Origin of the sequence: Thermohalobaculum sediminis (assembly GCF_023487995.1) — a bacterium.
Taxonomy (GTDB): Bacteria; Pseudomonadota; Alphaproteobacteria; order Rhodobacterales; family Rhodobacteraceae; genus Thermohalobaculum; species Thermohalobaculum sediminis.
This window is the reverse complement of record NZ_JAMFKN010000002.1, coordinates 286,336-303,453: the sequence shown is the minus strand read 5'-3', so window position 1 is coordinate 303,453 and position 17,118 is coordinate 286,336. Positions and strand designations below refer to the sequence as shown.

The following is a 17,118-nucleotide window of genomic DNA, read 5'->3' as shown; positions in this document are numbered from 1 at the left end:
ACGATTGCATCGAGAGCGGGCGGTCGCCGGTCGAGGGTGCCATGTGGCTGGACCCTATTACGGCGCAGTTGCCATTTCTCGATGACGGCCTCTCCTTGGCGGTGTGGGAAGGAGATCTGCCTTCACAACGGCTCGTCTCGGAGGCCCGAATGGAAGCTCCGGAAGAAGCGCGTCGATGACTGACCGGCGGTCATGGCCGTCGCGCGTCGCGGGCTCGGGATCCATGTCGGCTGCCGGGGCCTTCTGAAAGCCGATCTTGCGAGCGGTGTCCTCGGAACGCCGTTCGACAGCACCGTCGAGAAACGACAGATATCTCGACCGTCGCCATCCTACCCCCGGCAAGCGGGGGCGACCTAGGACGGATGTTCTCCGGCCTCCGCGGTGGTGGTGACCGATTGTTCTTCAGGGAGAGTGAACACCTCGATCCGGCGGGCGACGTCGCGGATCTCGACTTCGCCGTCGGAGAGCCACCCTCCGGGCGCCACGGCGGCGAAGCCGGCATCGGCCAGCACGACCCGATCGACCGTCTTCGTCGCCGTCTCGATGCGCTGTACCAGGTTGACCACGCGGCCAATGGCGGAGAAGGCCAGTCGGCTCGATACGCCGATGTTGCCGAACTTGACCTCGCCGATGGCGAGGCCGATGCCAAAATCGAGCGGCGCCCCGCCCGGCGTGCCGCGCGCGACCGCCTCGGCGCGCAGCCGGCGCGTCGCGCGCACAGCGGCTTCCGCATTCGACGCAGCCACGCCGGGGTTGCCGCTGATCGGAAAGATCGCGAGGACACCGTCGCCAATGAAGTTCAGGATCTCGCCGCCATGGTGGATCACCGGCGCTGCCGTGCACTCGAAGTAGCAGTTCAGCAGCGCGAGGTAGTCGTCGGGATCCATCGTGTCCGAGAGCTGCGTCGAGGCGCGCAGGTCCGAGAACCAGACGACCGCATGGATCCGCTCACCGTCGCCGCGCCGGATGTCGCCGGCGAGGACACGGCCGCCTGCAGTCGGGCCCAGATAGGCGTTGGCAAGATTGACGGACACGCGCTTCTGCACTGTCGAGCGGCACGCGACGCCGAAGATCCTGTGAATCCGCTTCAGAACGTCGATGTCGTCGTCGGTGAAGCCGTCCGGCTGTTTCGTCGACCAACTTGCGACGATTCCCGGTGTGCCAGCGCCGACGTCGTCAACGTCGGCGATCCGAAAACGCAACGACGTCACCAGGTAATCGGTGAAGCCTTGGCTCTGGAACTCCTCCAGCACCGGGAAGTCGAGGAGCGCCGCCGGCCCCGTCAGATGCCGGCGCAGATGCGGCAGGCCATGACTGACGACGTGGTAAAGTGGCGAGACGAGCCACGCCTCGTTGTTCGCGCTCGCGTGCATGTACTGCGCGAACCGCGTGCCCGTTTCACGTGACCAGAACACCTGCTCCGAGCGGAACAGCGGGTGCAGCGTTGCCCAGCTCAGCCGAGCACGATCGAGCGGCACGCCCAGCGCATGCAGCCGCTGGCACAGGATCTCGAACACTGCCGGAATGTCGGCATCGCCCAGCGCCTTGTCGATCAGCCAGTCCTCAATCTCGCCGAGGAAGGGTGCGTGCGACATTCGCGCAACCAAAGTTTCCCTTTAAGGATCTTTGCTTAGAAATATCGCGACCGATTGCCGCGATCCAGATGATTTCGATCCCCGAAGGGACCGTCGTTGAACCGAGAGCGGTTTCTCGGGGCCTGTCAGCGCAAACCGGATTGAGGCGGGACGCAGGCTTCCCTGCCGTCTCGGCATGAGCCGACGCAGCCCTTTTCGCTACTTCAGGAGATCACTCGAGATCATCGGCGCGGCGGAGATGGTGTACGTCCGTTCCGACCTGGTCTCTGGTCCGTTCGTCATGCAACACTCCGAACTGGATGGTCTATCCCCGGAACCTGGGCCAGTTCAGATGAGAGCCTCCGGCGCTTCGGGAGCTCGGCCGTCAGGGCCCGACCAAGCGGTTGTGTCGACCGACAGTCAGGGTCTCCAGGCAGAACGTCGACGAGCGAAGGTATCGGTGACTGCGCGGTGAGCGGAATGGGATTGCACACAGCGCGCCAAGGATGGACGCTGGCCGTGTTGCGCCCGCCCGGCGCGCCGTTGGGGAGGCCCGAGAGCATGTACCGCGCCCGACTCTTCGCGATCCGGCATTCCGGCGCCTTCGGATGGATCTACGGGCGGCTCGAGCGGCTGATGATCGCGCTCGATCCCGTGTTCGCGCGGCTCGGCTATAACCGCGTCGAGCGGCCCATCGCGCTGGTCGAGCGCGTCGTGAAGGGCGTGCTGTTCGACTGCCGCATGTGCGGGCAGTGCGTCCTGTCCTCGACCGGCATGTCTTGCCCGATGAACTGTCCCAAGGAGCTGCGCAACGGCCCCTGCGGGGGCGTCCGGCCCGGTGGCTTCTGTGAGGTGCGCCCGGCGATGCGCTGCGTCTGGGTTCTGGCCTGGGACGGCGCCACGCGGATGCAGGGCGGCGACCGGATCCGCGAGGTTCTGCCGCCCGTTGATCGCAGCCTGAAGGGCTCGTCGGCCTGGCTGCGCGTGAGTCGCGAGAAGGCCGCACGCCTGCGCGAGGCGCGCGAGGCCTCGCGCACCACGCTGGCGCAGGCCTTCCCCGGCGCGCGGCGCAACGAGCCCTCGACCGCGCCGCTGGCCGAGGAGCCGCCCAGCGCGGTGAACCGGGGGCAGCGGCGATGAGCGGCCTCGGCGAGCACGCGGACGCGCTCCCCGCCTACGAGGAGCCGCCTCCCGGCCATGTCTCGGGCAGCCGGCTCGAGCGCGTGCTGCGCGCGGGGCGCTTCGCGGTGACGGCCGAGCTCAACCCACCCGACAGCGCCGATCCGGCCGACGTGTTCGAGGCGGCGCGCCCGCTCGGCGAGGTGGCCGACGCGATCAACGCCACCGACGCCTCGGGCGCCAACTGCCACATGTCCTCGATCGGCATCAGCGCGCTGCTCACGCGCGCGGGCTATGGCACGGTCTACCAGATCTCGTGCCGCGACCGGAACCGGATCGCGATCCAGGGCGACGTGCTGGGTGCGGCGGCGATGGGCGTGCGCAACGTGCTGTGCCTGACCGGCGACGGCGTGGGCGTCGGCGACCAGCCGGGCGCGAAGCCGGTCTTCGACTTCGACTCCGTCTCGCTCTTGCGCACGATCCGCACGATGCGCGACGAGGGGGTGTTCCTGTCGGGCCGCAAGATCACCCGGCCGCCGCGCATGTTCCTGGGCGCCGCCGAGAACCCCTGCATCGAGCCGCATGAGTGGCGCCCGGAGCGGCTGGCCAAGAAGGTCGAGGCGGGGGCCGAGTTCATCCAGACCAACTACATCTTCGACATTCCGCTGTTCGAGAAGTTCATGGCGCGGGTCCGCGATCTTGGGCTCGACAAGCGCGTGTTCATCCTCGCGGGCGTGGGGCCGCTGGCCTCGGCGCGGGCGGCTCGCTGGATGCGCTCGAACGTGCCGGGCATCCACATCCCCGACCCGGTGATCGAGCGGCTGGAGCGCGCGGCCAAACCCGCCGAGGAGGGCAAGGCGCTCTGCATCGAGCTGATCCGGCGGATCCGCGAGATCCCCGGCGTCGCGGGCGTCCATGTCATGGCCTACCGGCGCGAGCACCAGGTGTCCGAGATCATCCTCGAATCGGGCGTGCTCGAGGGCCGACGCCCGCGCCGCCGCGGCGCCGAGCATTCGACCCCGCCGCCGAGCGACGGACCCGCCGCACCCTGACGCGGCGCGCGATTCTCTCGTCCCGTCAAAGGCCCCCACGCGGAGTTGCCCGAAGATGATCGCCAACGAGATCCCCGCCATCGCCAATTCGCTCTGGTCCGCGAGTGCGAATCCGACGCCGCCCTGCCCACCGCTCGAGGGCGAGGCCGAGACCGAGGTCGCCATCGTCGGCGGCGGCTTCACCGGGCTCTCGGCGGCCCTGCACCTGGCCGAGGTCGGCATCGCCGCAACCGTGCTCGAGGCGGAGACCCCCGGATGGGGCGCCTCGGGGCGCAATGGCGGGCAGGTCAATCCGGGGCTGAAGGAAGACCCCGACACGGTCGAGACCCGCTTCGGCGCGGAGATGGGCGGACGCATGGTGCGGATGTCGGGCGAGGCCGCGGACCTCGTCTTCTCGCTGATCGAGCGCCACGGCATCGACTGCGCTGCGGCGCGGACGGGCTGGGTGCAGCCGGCGCATGACGCCCGGGCGATGGAAACGGCCCGGACCCGCGTCGGACAATGGGCGCGGCGCGGTGCGGCGGTGCGGCTCCTGACCGCCTCCGAGACCGCCGACATCCTCGGGACCGAGGGCTATCTCGGCGCGATGCTCGACGAGCGCGGCGGCAACCTGCACCCGCTCAACTATGCGCTGGGTCTCGCATGGGCGGCGCAGCGGGCCGGCGCGGTGCTTCACGGCGCAAGCCGCGTGACCGGGCTGAAGCGCGAGGGAGAGCGCCATGTGCTGCACACCGCGCGCGGCAGGCTGGCGGCGCGGCGCGTCCTTCTCTGCACCAACGGCTACACCGACGGGCTGGCACCCCCGATGGCGCGCACGATCGTGCCGGTCCGCTCGGTGCAGGTCGCGACGGCGCCGCTTGGCGACAATGTCCGCAGATCGATCCTGCCGGGCGGGCACGCCGCCTCCGACAGCCGCCGGCTGCTGCTCTATTTCCGCCTCGACCCGCAGGGCCGCTTCGTGATGGGCGGGCGCGGGGCTTACGATACCGCTGGCACCGAGCACCAGATGGCGCGGCTGCGACAGGTCTCGCGCGAGCTCTATCCGCAGCTTGGCGATGCCGAATGGACCCATGCCTGGGGCGGCTATGTCGCCATCACTGCCGATCATTACCCCCATCTCGACGCGATCAGGCCGGGGATCATGGCGGCGCTGGGCTACAACGGGCGGGGCGTCGCGATGGCGACCGCGATGGGCCGCGTGCTGGCCGAATGGGCCGCGGGCCGGCCCGAGGCCGAGCTCGACTTCCCCGTGACACCGCCGCGTCCGATCCCGTTCCACTTCCTGCGCCGCCCGGCGGTCGCGGCCACCGTGGCGCTGCATCGGCTGCGCGACCGGATCGGGATCTAGGCTGCGGCGCGGCGGGCAACGCCCTCCGGCTGCCCGCGACGCGAAAGGGCGAGGGGATGCCCCCTCGCCCTCGCGTGGTTCCAGGTGCGGGACCGGCTCAGCCGATATGCGGCAGCAGCGCGTCCATCGAGGCCTTGGCGTCGCCGTAGAACATCCGGCTGTTCTCCTTGAAGAACAGTGGGTTCTCGATGCCGGAATAGCCGGTGCCCTTGCCGCGCTTGCAGATGAACACCTGCCGCGCCTTCCAGACCTCGAGCACCGGCATGCCGGCGATCGGGCTGCCGGGATCCTCCTGTGCCGCCGGGTTCACGATGTCGTTCGCGCCGATCACGATCACCACGTCGGTCTGGGGGAAGTCCTCGTTGATCTCCTCCATCTCGAGCACGATGTCGTAGGGCACCTTGGCCTCGGCCAGCAGGACGTTCATGTGCCCCGGCAGGCGACCCGCGACGGGATGAATGGCGAAGCGCACGGTCTTGCCCGCCGCGCGCAGCTTGCGGGTGAGCTCGGACACCGACTGCTGCGCCTGCGCCACCGCCATGCCGTAGCCCGGCACGATGATGACGCTGTCGGCGTCGTTCAGCGCGCTCGCGACGCCATCGGCGTCGATGGCGACCATCTCGCCCTCGATCGCCTGCCCCGCCTGCTGCTCGCCGCCCCAGCCGCCGAGGATGACGCTGACGAAGCTGCGGTTCATGCCCTTGCACATGATGTAGCTGAGGATCGCGCCTGACGCGCCCACCAGGGCGCCCACGACGATCAGGAGGTCGTTGCCCAGCGTGAAGCCGATCGCCGCCGCCGCCCAGCCCGAGTAGCTGTTCAGCATCGACACCACCACCGGCATGTCTGCGCCGCCTATCGCCATGATCAGGTGCCAGCCGATCGCACCCGCGATCAGCGCGACCAGCACCAGATAGGTGACGTCGCCCGACGCCATGTACTGCCCGCCGAGGATGACGCAGAGCGCCGCCCCCGCGAGGTTGAGCTGGTGCCGGAAGGGCAGCGTCAGCGCCGCCGAGGTGACCTTCCCGGCCAGCTTGCCATAGGCGACGATCGAGCCCGTGAAGGTGATCGCGCCGATGATGATGCCCAACAGCAACTCGACCTTGAGGATGTTGAGCTCGACCGCCGACTTCTTGGCGATGGTCGCGGCAAAGCCCGCAAGCTCCTTGGCCGTTCCCGCCTCGACGGCGGCCATGGCGCGCACCATCTCGGCATCGGCGTTGAAGCCGATCAGCACGGCGGCAAGGCCCACCAGGCTGTGGAACCCCGCGACCAGCTCGGGCATCTGGGTCATCTGGACCTTCTTGGCGACATACCAGCCGCCCGCGCCGCCGACCGCGATCATCGCGAGGATCAGCGGGCCTACGCCGCCGCCCGCGCCCGGCGTGCCGATCGTTGCGCCCACGGCGAGTGCCATGCCGATGATGCCGTACCAGATCGCCCGCTTGGCCTTCTCCTGGTTCGAGAGACCGCCGAGTGCGAGGATGAAGAGGATGGCCGCCACGACATAGGCGGCCGTCACCAGACCGATGCTCATTCTGCGCGCCCCCCGCTCAGCTCTTCTGGAACATGGCGAGCATCCGGCGCGTCACGAGGAAGCCGCCGAAGATGTTCACCGCCGCGATCAGGATCGAGAAGGCCGCAAGATTCGTGACCATCGAGTCGGATGACCCGATCTGCAGCAATGCGCCGACGATGATGATCGAGGAGATCGCGTTCGTGATGGCCATCAGCGGCGTGTGCAGCGAGTGCGCGACCCCCCAGATGACGTGGAAGCCCACGAAGCACGACAGCACGAAGACGATGAAGTGCTGCATGAAGCTCGCAGGCGCCACGGTGCCAACCAGCAGCAGCAGACCGCCGCCCACGGCCAGCAGCTTGGCGGTGCGGTCGAGAGACGCCTTCAGCTGGGCCGCCTCGCGCGCCGCCTTCTGCTCGGGCGTCTCCTCGGCTTCCCGCTTCTTCGGCTGTGCCGCAATCGCCTTCACCTTGGGCGGCGGCGGCGGGAAGGTGATCGCGCCCTCGTGGCAGACCAGCGCCCCGCGGATCACGTCGTCCTCCATGTTGACGAAAGGCACGCCATCCTTCTTCGGCGTGAGATCGTCCATCATGTGGCGGATGTTGGTGGCGTAGAGGTTCGACGACTGCGTCGCCATCCGGCTGGGGAAGTCGGTGTAGCCGACGATGGTGACGCCGTTCTCGCTCACGACCTTCTCGTTCGGCACCGTCAGGTCGCAGTTGCCGCCGCGCTCGGCGGCAAGGTCCACGACGACCGAGCCGGGCTTCATCGCCTTGACCATATCCTCGAGCCAGAGCTTCGGCGCGGGGCGGCCGGGGATGAGCGCCGTGGTGATCACGATATCGACCTCGGGCGCAAGCTCGCGGAACTTGGCGAGCTGCTTTTCGCGGAACTCGGGCGAGGACGGCTTAGCATAGCCACCGGTCTCGGCGCCGTCGGTTTGCTCTTCCTCGAAGTCGAGATAGACGAACTCGGCGCCCATCGACTCGATCTGCTCGGCCACCTCGGGGCGCACGTCGAAGGCATAGGTGATGGCACCCAGCGCGACCGATGTGCCGATCGCGGCCAGACCCGCGACGCCCGCGCCCACCACCAGCACCTTGGCCGGCGGCACCTTGCCCGCCGCCGTCACCTGTCCGGTGAAGAAGCGGCCGAAGTTGTTCCCGGCCTCGATCACCGCGCGGTAGCCCGCGATGTTCGCCATCGACGACAGCGCGTCCATCTTCTGCGCGCGGCTGATGCGGGGCACCATGTCCATCGCCAGCACGGTCATGCGCTTGTCGTTGAGCTTCGCCAGCAGATCCTCGTTCTGGGCGGGCCAGACGAAGCTGATCAGCGTCTTGCCCTCGGGCGCCTTCTTCACCTCGTCGAGGCCCGGCGCGCGAACCTTGACGATGATGTCGGCCTCCTTCCAGAGCGCGGCCGCGGTCTTGACGACCTTGACCCCCGCCGCCTTGTAGGCGTCGTCCGATATCGACGCCGCAGCGCCTGCGCCGCTCTCGACGAGGCATTCATAGCCAAGCTTCTGCAGCCGCCCGGCGCTCTCGGGCGTGAGCGCCACGCGCGCCTCGCCCGGCTCTGTCTCTCTCGGTGCTCCGATCTTCATGTCGGCATCCTTGTTCTCTTCGGACGAATCCTGGGTGAGCTGACCCCTGCCACTATCAGGATTGTCCCCCCTGTTTCAGCAGGAAAGCGAAGCCGCGGCCCCTCGCAGGCCGGAAAACCTGCCCGGCGTGGCGCTTCTCATAGCGGCAGGCGGCGCCCGCGTCACGCCACGTGGCGGAAAATTCCGTCCCTCGGCCCTCGGACGCCGCTTCGCAGGGCATGGGGACGATTCGCCGCAGGGCCCGGACGGAGGTCCGCGCCCGCCCCTGTTCAAGACATCCGCCGCGCGCTACTCAGGCGCAAGGGCGCGGCGACGGCGGGCGGCAGGCATGACGGATACCTTCGACTACGTGGTGGTCGGCGCGGGTTCGGCCGGGTGCGTGCTTGCCGCGCGGCTCTCCGAGGATGCGGGCGCGACGGTCTGCGTGCTCGAGGCCGGCCCCCGAGACTGGCATCCGATGATCCATGTTCCGGTGGGCTGGATGAAGCTCATGCGCAACCCTCGCCTCAACTGGATGTACGAGACCGAGCCGTCGGAATGGACCGGCGGGCGCCATGTCCCCGTGCCGCGCGGCAAGACGCTGGGCGGCTCGTCGGCGATCAACGGCAACATCTTCAACCGCGGAACGCCGGGCGACTTCGACCACTGGGCGCAGCGGGGCAATCCGGGCTGGGGCTATGCGGACGTGCTGCCGCTGTTCCGCCGGCTCGAGGACTGGCAGGGTCCCGACCCCGACGATCGGCGCGGCCGCGGCGGCCCGCTGCGCATCACCCCGAGCCCCTGGCGCCACCCCCTGTGCGACGCCTTCATCGCCGGGGCCGCGAGCCTCGGCATTCCCCCGAACCCCGACTACAACGGCGTGCGGCAGGAGGGCGCGGCCTACACCCAGCGCACGATCGCGCGCGGCCTGCGCCAGAGCGCGGCGCGCGCCTTCCTGCTTCCCGCGATGCGGCGACCGAATCTCGAGGTCCGCACCTCGGCCCATGCCTGCGCCGTCCTTTTCGACGGGCGGCGCGCCACCGGCATCCGCTACCGCCGGGACGGGCGGATGCACGAGGTCCGCGCCCGGCGCGAGGTGATCCTCGCGGGCGGCGTCATCAACTCGCCGCAGCTCCTGCAGGTCTCGGGCATCGGCGATCCGGAACATCTCGCCGCGATCGGCGTGCCACTACTCATGGCCCTTCCGGGCGTCGGGCGCAACCTGCGCGACCATTACACGCCGCGCTTCACGGCGCGGGTCAGGAACGCGCGGACCTTCAACGAGCTGGCCCGCGGCCTGCCCTTCGCGGCCGAGGTCGTCCGGTGGCTGATCGGCAAGCCCTCGATCCTCAGCCTGCCGTCCACCGCCTGCTATGCCTTCGCCCGCTCGGACCCCGCGCTCGAGGTCAACGACCTGCAGATCACCTTCATGCCCGCGAGCTACATGGAAGGCCATCAGAGCCGGCTCGACGACCGGCCCGGCATGACCATCGCGGCCTGGCAGCAGCGGCCCGACAGCCTGGGCCACGTGCTGGCCCGCAGCGCCGACCCGTTCGAGAAGCCCCTGATCCAGCCGAACTACCTCGCCGAGGCGAGCGACCGGCGGGTCCTGCTCGCGGGCCTCAGGCTGGCCCGCGCGATCCTGCGCAGCGCCCCCATGGCGCCCTATTTTGACGGCGAGATCTTTCCCGGCGATGCGGTGCAGTCCGATGACGAGCTGCTCGCCACCGCCAAGGCGCGCGGCACCACCACATTCCACATGATGGGCACCTGCCGCATGGCGCCCGAGAGCGACCCGACCGCGGTCGTGGATCACCGCCTGCGGGTGCGCGGCATCGGCGGGCTGCGCGTGGCCGACGCCTCGATCATGCCGACCATGCCGTCGGCGAACACCAATGCCGCGGCCCTGATGATCGGTGAAAAGGCGGCCGACCTGATCCGCGAGGACGCGCGCGCCTGAGCACTGCCGCGCCTCAGCCGCCGAGTTCGCGGATTGCCGCCGCAAGCCCGGCGGTAGAGGCATCGGCCTGCGCCAGCGGCGCGCCGTCGCGGATCGCGGGGATCAGCGTGCCGGCCAGCGCCTTGCCCAGCTCGACCCCCCACTGGTCGAACGAGTTGACGCCCCAGACCGCGCCCTGCACGAAGACCTTGTGCTCGAACAGTGCCGTAAGCCGCCCCAGCGCGAAGGCGTCGAGCTCGCGGAACAGGATGGTGGTGGAGGGACGGTCCCCCGGAAAGGTCCGGTGCGGCGCGAGGCGGGCGATCTCGGCCGGCGACCGGCCGGCGACCGCCATCTCGGCCTCGACCTCGGCGGCGCTGCGTCCGAAGGCCAGCGCCTGCCCCTGCGCGAGGCAGTTCGCCAGCAAGAGCGCATGGTGTCCGGCGTCTGCGGCCCGCGGCCGGGCAGCGGCGATGAAGTCGACCGGCACGATGTCGGTGCCCTGGTGGAGGAGCTGGAAGAAGGAATGCTGCGCGTTCGTCCCCGGCTCGCCCCAGATCACCGGGCCGGTCGCCATGGCCACCGGCGTGCCGTCGCGCGTCACGCGCTTGCCGTTCGATTCCATATCGAGCTGCTGGACATAGGCGGCGAAGCGCTCGAGCCGCTGGTCGTAGGGGATCAGCGCGACGCCGGGCCAGCCCATGACGTTGCGCCGCCAGATGCCGGCCATCGCCAGCAGAACCGGCAGGTTCCGTTCGAGCGGCGCCGTCAGGAAATGGCGGTCCATCGACGCCGCGCCCGCCAGCAGCTCGCCAAAGCGCCTCGCCCCGATGCCGATCGCCAGCGCCAGACCGATCGCCGACCACATCGAGTAGCGCCCGCCCACCCAGTCCCAGAAGCCGAACACCCGCGACTCGGGGATGCCGAACCCGGCGCAGCCCGCGAGGTTCGTCGACACCGCCGCCATCTGCCTCGCCGCATGCGCCCCCAGCCAGTCGCGGACGAGCCGTGCATTCGCCATGGTCTCGAGCGTGGTGAAGGTCTTAGAGGCCACGACTGCCAGTGTCCGCGCGGGATCGAGCCCGGCCAGCGTGTCCGCCATGTGCGCGCCATCGACATTCGAGACGAAGTGGAGCCGCGGCCCGTCGCAGTCGGGCCTGAGCGCCCGCGCGGCCATCGCCGGCCCGAGGTCCGAGCCCCCGATGCCGATGTTGACGACATCCGAGAACGGCCCGCCCGCGCCGGTGAATCGGCCGGCGCGCACGGCCTCGGCGAAGTCGAGGAACCGCGCGCGGGTGCCCGCCACGTCGTCGCCCTCGGGCGCCGGCACGCTGTCGCGCAACGCCATGTGCAGAACCGCCCGGCCCTCGGTCAGGTTGATCTCGTCGCCTGCGGCCATCGCGTCGCGCAGCCGCTCGACCCCGGCCGCTCGGGCGAGCGCGACCAGCGCGCCGAGCGCGGGGGCGTCGAGCTTCTCCTTCGACAGGTCCACGACGAGGTCGTCGAGCCGGAACGACAGCCGCGCGAAACGCGCGGGATCCTCGGCGAAGAGCCTGCGCAGCTGCCGGCCCCGCAGCCGCTCGGCATGGGCGTGAACCTCGGTCCAGTGCTCGGTCATCGCGATCTCCTAGCCCCCGCGCGGGCTGCCACGGCATCCCGCCCCCCCGTTTTGCCCCCGATCCGCCGCGTCGCCAAGCGCCCGCGCGGCACATGGAAGGTCGCGCGCTTGGCGGGCTGTTGATCCTGCAGCGCAGGGTTGGCTCCATCCCGGCCGCGACACGGGCGCCTCGGGCGGTCACGTCGCACGCCATGGCCGGCACCCGCGGGGAGCGAGGGGTTGCGCAGGGAAGCTCTCGTCAGCGGCGCGGCTCGCGGCTTCGGGGGCTTGCGGGCGCGCGCCCGATCGCGTGGCTCACCCGCCTCGACATCGTCGAGCCGCCAGGCCAGCGGACTTCGCCGGACCATCGAGGCCTACATCGCCGACGATATGGACGGCCGGGGGCCTTGAGCGCCGGGGGCAGGCCGCAGCCGCGCCCGGCCGCTTCAGCCCGGCTGGTCCGTGCGCTGGTTGCCTTCGAGGCGGGCGAGCGCGGCCTCGAGCTCGGCAATCCGAGCGGTCATCGGCGCCGTCATGGCGCGCACATCGTCGAGCGTGAAGTGGGGCGTGATGTGCTGCGGACAGTTCCAGTCGAAGGCTTCGACCGTGATCACGAAGCCACGCTCGATCCGGGCGCGATACTCGGGCATCTCGAGACGCGCGAGCGTCGCCCGGTCGTCGAGGCCGACCAGGCGCGCCCGGCCGAGCAGCTTGAGCCGGGTCCGGTTCGGGTAGTCCATGAAGAACAGCGACACGCGGTCATTGTTCGCCAGGTTGCCGACGCTGACATACTGGCGGTTGCCGCGGAAATCGGCGAAGCCGATCGTGTTGGCGTCGAGCACGCGCACGAACCCGGCCGGTCCGCCGCGATGCTGGATATAGGGCCAGCCGGTCTCGCCCACCGTCGCCATGTAGAACGACTCGCGTCCCGCGATGAAGCCTGCCTCGGCCTCGCTCAGCTCGTGGTTCATCGGCTCGTCGAAGTCCTCGAGCCGGGCATAGGACGCGCGGCTGCCCTGCTGTTCCTGCACCTTCTTCACCGTGGGCGTGAAGGCGAGCTCGGCGAAACGATGCGACATCACTTCCTCCTGCGGGCGACGGCCCGCGCATCGAGGCCCGCGGCCCGAGGGCCGGGGCGGGCGAGGTCTCCGGCGCGGCGTGCCGCGCCGGAGCTTGCGTTCAGTCGGTGTAGGACCAGTCCGCCGGCAACCACCTGAGCGAGTCGCCATCCTTGACGATCCGCCCGACGCCGGGGAAGGGCATGTGCGTGGCCGCGAGAAGCGAGCCCCGCTCCGCCGCCTGCGGGAAGAAGCGGGCGCGGGTGGCGTCGGCCGCCGCCTTGTCCATCTCGAAGATGATGCCGAAGCCTGGCAGCGCCGGGTGGGCGGCGGGATGGAACAGCATGTCGGACACGAGCTCTAGGCTCTCTCCGCCATCCTCGATCCGCACGCCGATCTGCCCCGGCGTGTGTCCCGAGAGATCGAAGACCGACACGCCCTTCACGATCTCGCGCTCGCCGTCGATCCGCTGGAGCCGGGGATAGAGGTCCACGAGCTGGCGCGCCGCGGCGAAGCTCGACTTCGTGATGGCGGGCGTGCGGGCCTCGATCGACGGGTCGGTGAACGCCGCCACGTCGCGCCGGTCGATGAACACCTCGGCGTTCGGATAGTTGTTCCTCCCGCCGGCCACCATGCCGCCGATATGGTCGATATGGGCATGGGTGAGGATCACGGCGTCGATGTCCTCGGGGCCGATGCCGAGCGCCGCGAGCGTTCCCGGCAGGTAGCCCGATGTCGGGCTCACGGTGCCCGCGGGGCCGCTGTCGACCAGGATGAAGCGCTCGCCGTCGTTGATCAGCCAGGTAGAGAAGCTGCCCCGCACGCCGTTCACGCCCGCGGCATGGACCGCCGCGGTGGCTGCCCGCGCCTGATCGGGCGTGACGCCGGTGAAGAAGTCGAAGGGGAAGTCGATGTAGCCGTCCGAGATGACGGTGACCTCGAAGCGCCCGATCCGGAGGCGCGCAGTCACCGGAAGCCGAGGCAGCGGGCCGGACGAGCGCGCCCGGAGCGGCGCGGGCATGGCCGCCACGATCGGCAGGGCGGCAAGCGATGCGGCAAGGCCGCGGCGGGTCAGGTTGACCATGTCGGCTCCTTTGGTGTGGCCCGGCCGCGCGGCCGGGCCGGTTGCGGGATCGGGCTCAGGCGGCGGCGGTGAGGTCGACCTTCGGGAAGTCGATCTCGACCTGCGTGGCCTTGCCGAGCAGGTTGGTGAAGATGTTCATCGCCACATGGGTGATGATCTCGACGATCTCGCCGTCGGAATGGCCGGCGGCGCGCACCGCCTCGACCTCGGCCGCGCTCACCTGGCCGGTATGCTCGACCAGCGCCCGCGCGAAGGTCAGCGCGGCTTCCGCCTTGGCATCCGCCGAGCGGCCCTTGCGGTTCGCCAGCATCTCGTCGTTGTCGAGGCCCACCTTGCGGCCGATCGCGGTGTGGGCCGAGACGCAGTACTGGCAGGCGTTCTGCTCGGCCACCGCGAGGGCGATGCGCTCGCGCGTCAGCGGGTCGAGCGCGCCGGCGCCGGCGATTCCGTGGATGCCGAGGAAGGCGTTCAGCGCCGCCGGGGAATTCGCCAGCACGCGGATGAAGTTCGGAACGATGCCGAGGCCGGACTGGACGGCGTCGAGCAGCTGCTTCGCTTCGCCGGTGGCGCTCTGGGGGTCGATGACGGCAACACGGGCCATGTGATCAGTCCTTGTCTGGTTGCGGATGCGGCGCGGGCCTGCGCCGGTCCGCCAAAAGTTGGCTTCCTGCTGCTCTTGAAAGAATGCCCGATGCGTGGAATTCATTATTCCGCCTGGAGGAAATAAAATGGACCGGCTGCATGAGCTCGAGGTCTTCGTCGCGGTGGCCGAGGCTGGCAGCTTCGCCAGGGCCGGCCGGCGTCTGCGCCTTTCGCCGCCCGCGGTCACCCGCGCGATCTCGGCGCTCGAGACCCGGCTCGGCGCCCGGGTGTTCAACCGCACCACGCGGAGCCTCGCGATCACCGATGTCGGGCAGCGCTTTCTCGAAAGCGCGAGGCGCATCCTCGCCGACCTCGACACCGCCGAGAAGGAGGCGGTCGGCGAGACCGCGACGCCACAGGGCCACCTCACGGTCACCGCGCCGGTGACGTTCGGCCGATCGGTGCTCGCGCCCGTGATCCGCGATTTCCTGGGTCAGCATCCGCGCGTGACGGCATCGCTGGTTCTCGTCGACCGGGTCGTCAACCTGGTGGACGAAGGGGTCGACCTTGCCGTGCGGATCGGCCCACTGCCGGATTCGAACCTGATCGCGAAGCGCGTCGGAGCCGTGCGCCGCGTGCTGGTCGCGAGCCCCGAATACCTTGCCCGGCGCGGAACGCCTGCGGCGCCCGCCGACCTGAAACTCCATTCGGTGATCGCCTTTACCGGCCTCATGCCCGGCCGGGAATGGCGCTTCGAGGGCGAGCGCGGCCACCATGGCGTCGCGCTGCATCCAACCTTCGAGGTCAACGACGCGCTCGCCGCCATCGAAGCCGCCGAGACGGGGCACGGGATCACGATCGCGCTGTCCTACATGGTCCATGACAAGGTGCGGGACGGCAGGCTGGTCCCCGTCCTCGACGACATCGCGCCGCCGCCCAGCCCCGTTCACCTCGTCTACCCGCAAGCCCGTCTCGTCGCCCCCAGGCTGAGGGCGCTGGTCGACTTCGCAGCTCCACGCCTCAAGGCGGCGCTCGACCGGATCACGGCCGGAGGCGCCGCCGAGGCTTCGGGATAGCGGGGCACGCCAGCGTCCGGTGCTCGCCTCTCGCGAACGGGCGCGTTCTTCCACCCTGCCGAGGCATCCGACGCGGCGGGGCTTGGAGCGCAATGCCGTGCGTCCGAACGAAGCCGCGATGCGATGGCGGGGCTGGCTGGGGCGGCAGGATTCGAACCTGCGGATGGCGGTACCAAAAACCGCTGCCTTACCACTTGGCGACGCCCCAACGCGGCGCGACATTAGTCGGCGGCATCGGGCCCGGCAAGAGCACGCGCCGACGCAAATGCCGCTTGCTCCGCCCCGCCGCCGCCGCTATACACCGCGACGCTGGTTTTCGGAGTGTAGCTCAGCCTGGTAGAGCACTGTCTTCGGGAGGCAGGGGCCGCAGGTTCGAATCCTGCCACTCCGACCAGCCAGCCTTCCCCTGCTCCATGCTCCCGCGTCACTCGGCGCTCCAGACCTGGTTGCGCCCGGCCTCCTTCGCCCGCAGCACGTAATCCTCTAGCCGCGCGACCAGCTTGAGCGCCGTGTCGCCGGGACGCAGCGACGTCACCCCGAACGAGGCGGTCAGGCTCGCGACCCGCTCGCGCGTGCCGGCGCGCACGAGCTGCAGGCTGCCGAACTGCAGGCGCAGCCTGTCCGCGACCGCGCGCGCCGTCTCGAGCGAAGCGCCGGGCAGGAGAAGCGCGAACGCGTCGCCGCCGAAGCGGGCGCCGAGATCGCCCTCGCGCAGGCTCTGGCGCAGGACCGCGGCGAACCGCAGGACGACCTGATCGCCCGTCGCCTTGCCCCAGCGCTCGTTGAACGCGCGGAAATGGTCGATATCGGCGACGATCGCGCCGAAGCCGGTCCGGTCGCGGCGCGCGCGCAACATCGCGGCGTCCAGCGCCTCGTCGAACATGCGCCGGTTCGCTAGCTGGGTGGTGTGGTCGATCAGGACGCTCTGGCGCAGCTCGCGCAGCTCCTTCTGCATCGAGGTGAACTGTGCGCGGAGCGCCATCACCCCGTCGCTGAAGCGCGACACGCGCTCGGCATGTTCGCGGTTCGCCTGGCGCAGCGAGGAGATCTGCCGGCGCAGCTCGGCCTCGCCGGCGCCGGGGCGGATCGTGGTGTCGATCCGCCGGATCGTCGCGGCGTAGCCTTCGCTCGCCGCCATGCCATCCTCGATGAGGTCGACCGCCTGCGCAAGCTCGCCGTCCATCTGATCGCCAAGCCGCGTCACCCCCGCGCTGACCCCCGCGGAGGAAAGACACTCGTCATGGAGGCGATGGATCAGCGCGGCCGGGACCGAGCCGTCCGAATCGAGCGCCCGGTCGATCCGGTCGCAGATCGTGCTGTTCAGCCGACCAGCATAGGCGAACCAGACCTCGAAGGCCGCGGGAACGGGCGGAATGCCGTGCTGGCGCGCGAGGTCGAGGGCGCGCTCGGCAATCCGCAGCGCGGCCTCGTAATCCTGCCCGCGAAAGGTGAGATCCATGTCCCGGTGCAACATGCGCGGCGTGCTCCCCATGCGAAACCGGGACGATCATCGCCGGCGCAGGTTTCGGAGCGGTAAACCGCGGCGTCCGGGACGCGCTGGCCGCAGGCGCCAACGGCCGCT

13 protein-coding genes and 2 tRNA genes are annotated in these 17,118 nt (G+C 70.0%); 6 read left to right on the top strand and 9 right to left on the bottom strand.

The genetic code is table 11. The annotated features are described in order from the left end of the window. Nucleotides 1–353: 353 nt before the first annotated feature. A complete protein-coding gene (locus M1105_RS05335; RefSeq protein ID WP_249579308.1) occupies nt 354–1,595 on the bottom strand; it encodes an adenylate/guanylate cyclase domain-containing protein in 1,242 nt (413 codons plus the stop codon). Nucleotides 1,596–2,135: 540 nt separating this feature from the next. Between M1105_RS05335 and M1105_RS05330 the strand changes: the two genes are divergently transcribed. Genes M1105_RS05330 through M1105_RS05320 form a run of 3 tightly spaced genes read left to right on the top strand, consistent with a single transcriptional unit; the run spans nt 2,136 to nt 5,093 of the window. After that, nucleotides 2,136–2,714: a methylenetetrahydrofolate reductase C-terminal domain-containing protein gene (locus M1105_RS05330; RefSeq protein ID WP_249579307.1), complete on the top strand. Its 579-nt coding sequence runs from the start codon at nt 2,136–2,138 to the stop codon at nt 2,712–2,714. Next, nucleotides 2,711–3,745, top strand: coding sequence for a methylenetetrahydrofolate reductase (locus tag M1105_RS05325; protein ID WP_249579306.1), 1,035 nt, complete (start codon nt 2,711–2,713; stop codon nt 3,743–3,745). The genes M1105_RS05330 and M1105_RS05325 overlap by 4 nt, the downstream gene beginning before the upstream one ends. A 55-nt stretch (nt 3,746–3,800) precedes the next feature. Further along, nucleotides 3,801–5,093, top strand: a complete 1,293-nt coding sequence (locus M1105_RS05320) for an NAD(P)/FAD-dependent oxidoreductase (protein ID WP_249579305.1) — start codon at nt 3,801–3,803, stop codon at nt 5,091–5,093. A 97-nt stretch (nt 5,094–5,190) separates the two neighbouring features. On the opposite strand, the gene M1105_RS05315 is transcribed toward M1105_RS05320, so the two are convergent. Together M1105_RS05315 and M1105_RS05310 are read right to left on the bottom strand one after the other, a co-directional pair. Then, entirely contained in the window at nt 5,191–6,633 is a 1,443-nt protein-coding gene (locus tag M1105_RS05315; protein ID WP_249579304.1) for an NAD(P)(+) transhydrogenase (Re/Si-specific) subunit beta, read from the bottom strand. A gap of 16 nt (nt 6,634–6,649) precedes the next feature. Next, nucleotides 6,650–8,221 carry a Re/Si-specific NAD(P)(+) transhydrogenase subunit alpha gene (locus M1105_RS05310; protein WP_249579303.1) on the bottom strand — a complete coding sequence of 524 codons (1,572 nt, stop codon included), beginning with the start codon at nt 8,219–8,221 and terminating at the stop codon, nt 6,650–6,652. A 328-nt stretch (nt 8,222–8,549) separates the two neighbouring features. On the opposite strand from M1105_RS05310, the gene M1105_RS05305 reads away from it, so the two are divergent. Next, a complete protein-coding gene (locus tag M1105_RS05305) occupies nt 8,550–10,160 on the top strand; it encodes a GMC family oxidoreductase (protein ID WP_249579302.1) in 1,611 nt (536 codons plus the stop codon). A 13-nt stretch (nt 10,161–10,173) separates the two neighbouring features. On the opposite strand, the gene pgi is transcribed toward M1105_RS05305, so the two are convergent. The 4 genes from pgi to M1105_RS05285 form a co-directional block, all read right to left on the bottom strand. Then, a complete protein-coding gene (gene pgi, locus M1105_RS05300; protein WP_249579301.1) occupies nt 10,174–11,757 on the bottom strand; it encodes a glucose-6-phosphate isomerase in 1,584 nt (527 codons plus the stop codon). A 425-nt stretch (nt 11,758–12,182) separates the two neighbouring features. Further along, nucleotides 12,183–12,815 (bottom strand): pyridoxamine 5'-phosphate oxidase family protein, encoded by a 633-nt coding sequence (locus M1105_RS05295; RefSeq protein ID WP_249579300.1) that lies wholly within the window; start codon nt 12,813–12,815, stop codon nt 12,183–12,185. Nucleotides 12,816–12,915: 100 nt separating this feature from the next. Next, on the bottom strand, nt 12,916–13,878 hold the full coding sequence (locus M1105_RS05290; RefSeq protein WP_249579299.1) for an MBL fold metallo-hydrolase: 963 nt from the start codon (nt 13,876–13,878) through the stop codon (nt 12,916–12,918). A 55-nt stretch (nt 13,879–13,933) separates the two neighbouring features. Then, complete coding sequence (locus tag M1105_RS05285) at nt 13,934–14,479, bottom strand: carboxymuconolactone decarboxylase family protein (RefSeq protein ID WP_249579298.1); 546 nt, start codon at nt 14,477–14,479, stop codon at nt 13,934–13,936. 127 nt (nt 14,480–14,606) lie between these two features. Between M1105_RS05285 and M1105_RS05280 the strand changes: the two genes are divergently transcribed. Continuing rightward, nucleotides 14,607–15,536, top strand: coding sequence for a LysR family transcriptional regulator (locus M1105_RS05280; protein ID WP_249579297.1), 930 nt, complete (start codon nt 14,607–14,609; stop codon nt 15,534–15,536). 133 nt (nt 15,537–15,669) lie between these two features. Here the strand turns inward: M1105_RS05280 and M1105_RS05275 are convergent. Then, nucleotides 15,670–15,744, bottom strand: a tRNA-Gln gene (locus M1105_RS05275). 109 nt (nt 15,745–15,853) lie between these two features. On the opposite strand from M1105_RS05275, the gene M1105_RS05270 reads away from it, so the two are divergent. Then, nucleotides 15,854–15,930: transfer RNA gene (locus M1105_RS05270), tRNA-Pro, on the top strand. A gap of 30 nt (nt 15,931–15,960) precedes the next feature. Here M1105_RS05270 and M1105_RS05265 read toward each other — a convergent pair. Continuing rightward, the gene (locus tag M1105_RS05265; RefSeq protein WP_249579296.1) at nt 15,961–17,010 is read right to left on the bottom strand and encodes a GGDEF domain-containing protein; all 1,050 of its coding nucleotides are present in this window, start codon (nt 17,008–17,010) and stop codon (nt 15,961–15,963) included. Nucleotides 17,011–17,118 lie beyond the last annotated feature (108 nt).

What these genes read in the sequence shown, in the direction of transcription:
- M1105_RS05335 (WP_249579308.1), bottom strand. Translation starts at nt 1,595, where the DNA reads ATGTCGCACGCACCCTTCCTCGGCGAGATTGAGGACTGGCTGATCGAC.
- M1105_RS05330 (WP_249579307.1), top strand. Translation starts at nt 2,136, where the DNA reads ATGTACCGCGCCCGACTCTTCGCGATCCGGCATTCCGGCGCCTTCGGA.
- M1105_RS05325 (WP_249579306.1), top strand. Translation starts at nt 2,711, where the DNA reads ATGAGCGGCCTCGGCGAGCACGCGGACGCGCTCCCCGCCTACGAGGAG.
- M1105_RS05320 (WP_249579305.1), top strand. Translation starts at nt 3,801, where the DNA reads ATGATCGCCAACGAGATCCCCGCCATCGCCAATTCGCTCTGGTCCGCG.
- M1105_RS05315 (WP_249579304.1), bottom strand. Translation starts at nt 6,633, where the DNA reads ATGAGCATCGGTCTGGTGACGGCCGCCTATGTCGTGGCGGCCATCCTC.
- M1105_RS05310 (WP_249579303.1), bottom strand. Translation starts at nt 8,221, where the DNA reads ATGAAGATCGGAGCACCGAGAGAGACAGAGCCGGGCGAGGCGCGCGTG.
- M1105_RS05305 (WP_249579302.1), top strand. Translation starts at nt 8,550, where the DNA reads ATGACGGATACCTTCGACTACGTGGTGGTCGGCGCGGGTTCGGCCGGG.
- pgi (WP_249579301.1), bottom strand. Translation starts at nt 11,757, where the DNA reads ATGACCGAGCACTGGACCGAGGTTCACGCCCATGCCGAGCGGCTGCGG.
- M1105_RS05295 (WP_249579300.1), bottom strand. Translation starts at nt 12,815, where the DNA reads ATGTCGCATCGTTTCGCCGAGCTCGCCTTCACGCCCACGGTGAAGAAG.
- M1105_RS05290 (WP_249579299.1), bottom strand. Translation starts at nt 13,878, where the DNA reads ATGGTCAACCTGACCCGCCGCGGCCTTGCCGCATCGCTTGCCGCCCTG.
- M1105_RS05285 (WP_249579298.1), bottom strand. Translation starts at nt 14,479, where the DNA reads ATGGCCCGTGTTGCCGTCATCGACCCCCAGAGCGCCACCGGCGAAGCG.
- M1105_RS05280 (WP_249579297.1), top strand. Translation starts at nt 14,607, where the DNA reads ATGGACCGGCTGCATGAGCTCGAGGTCTTCGTCGCGGTGGCCGAGGCT.
- M1105_RS05265 (WP_249579296.1), bottom strand. Translation starts at nt 17,010, where the DNA reads ATGTTGCACCGGGACATGGATCTCACCTTTCGCGGGCAGGATTACGAG.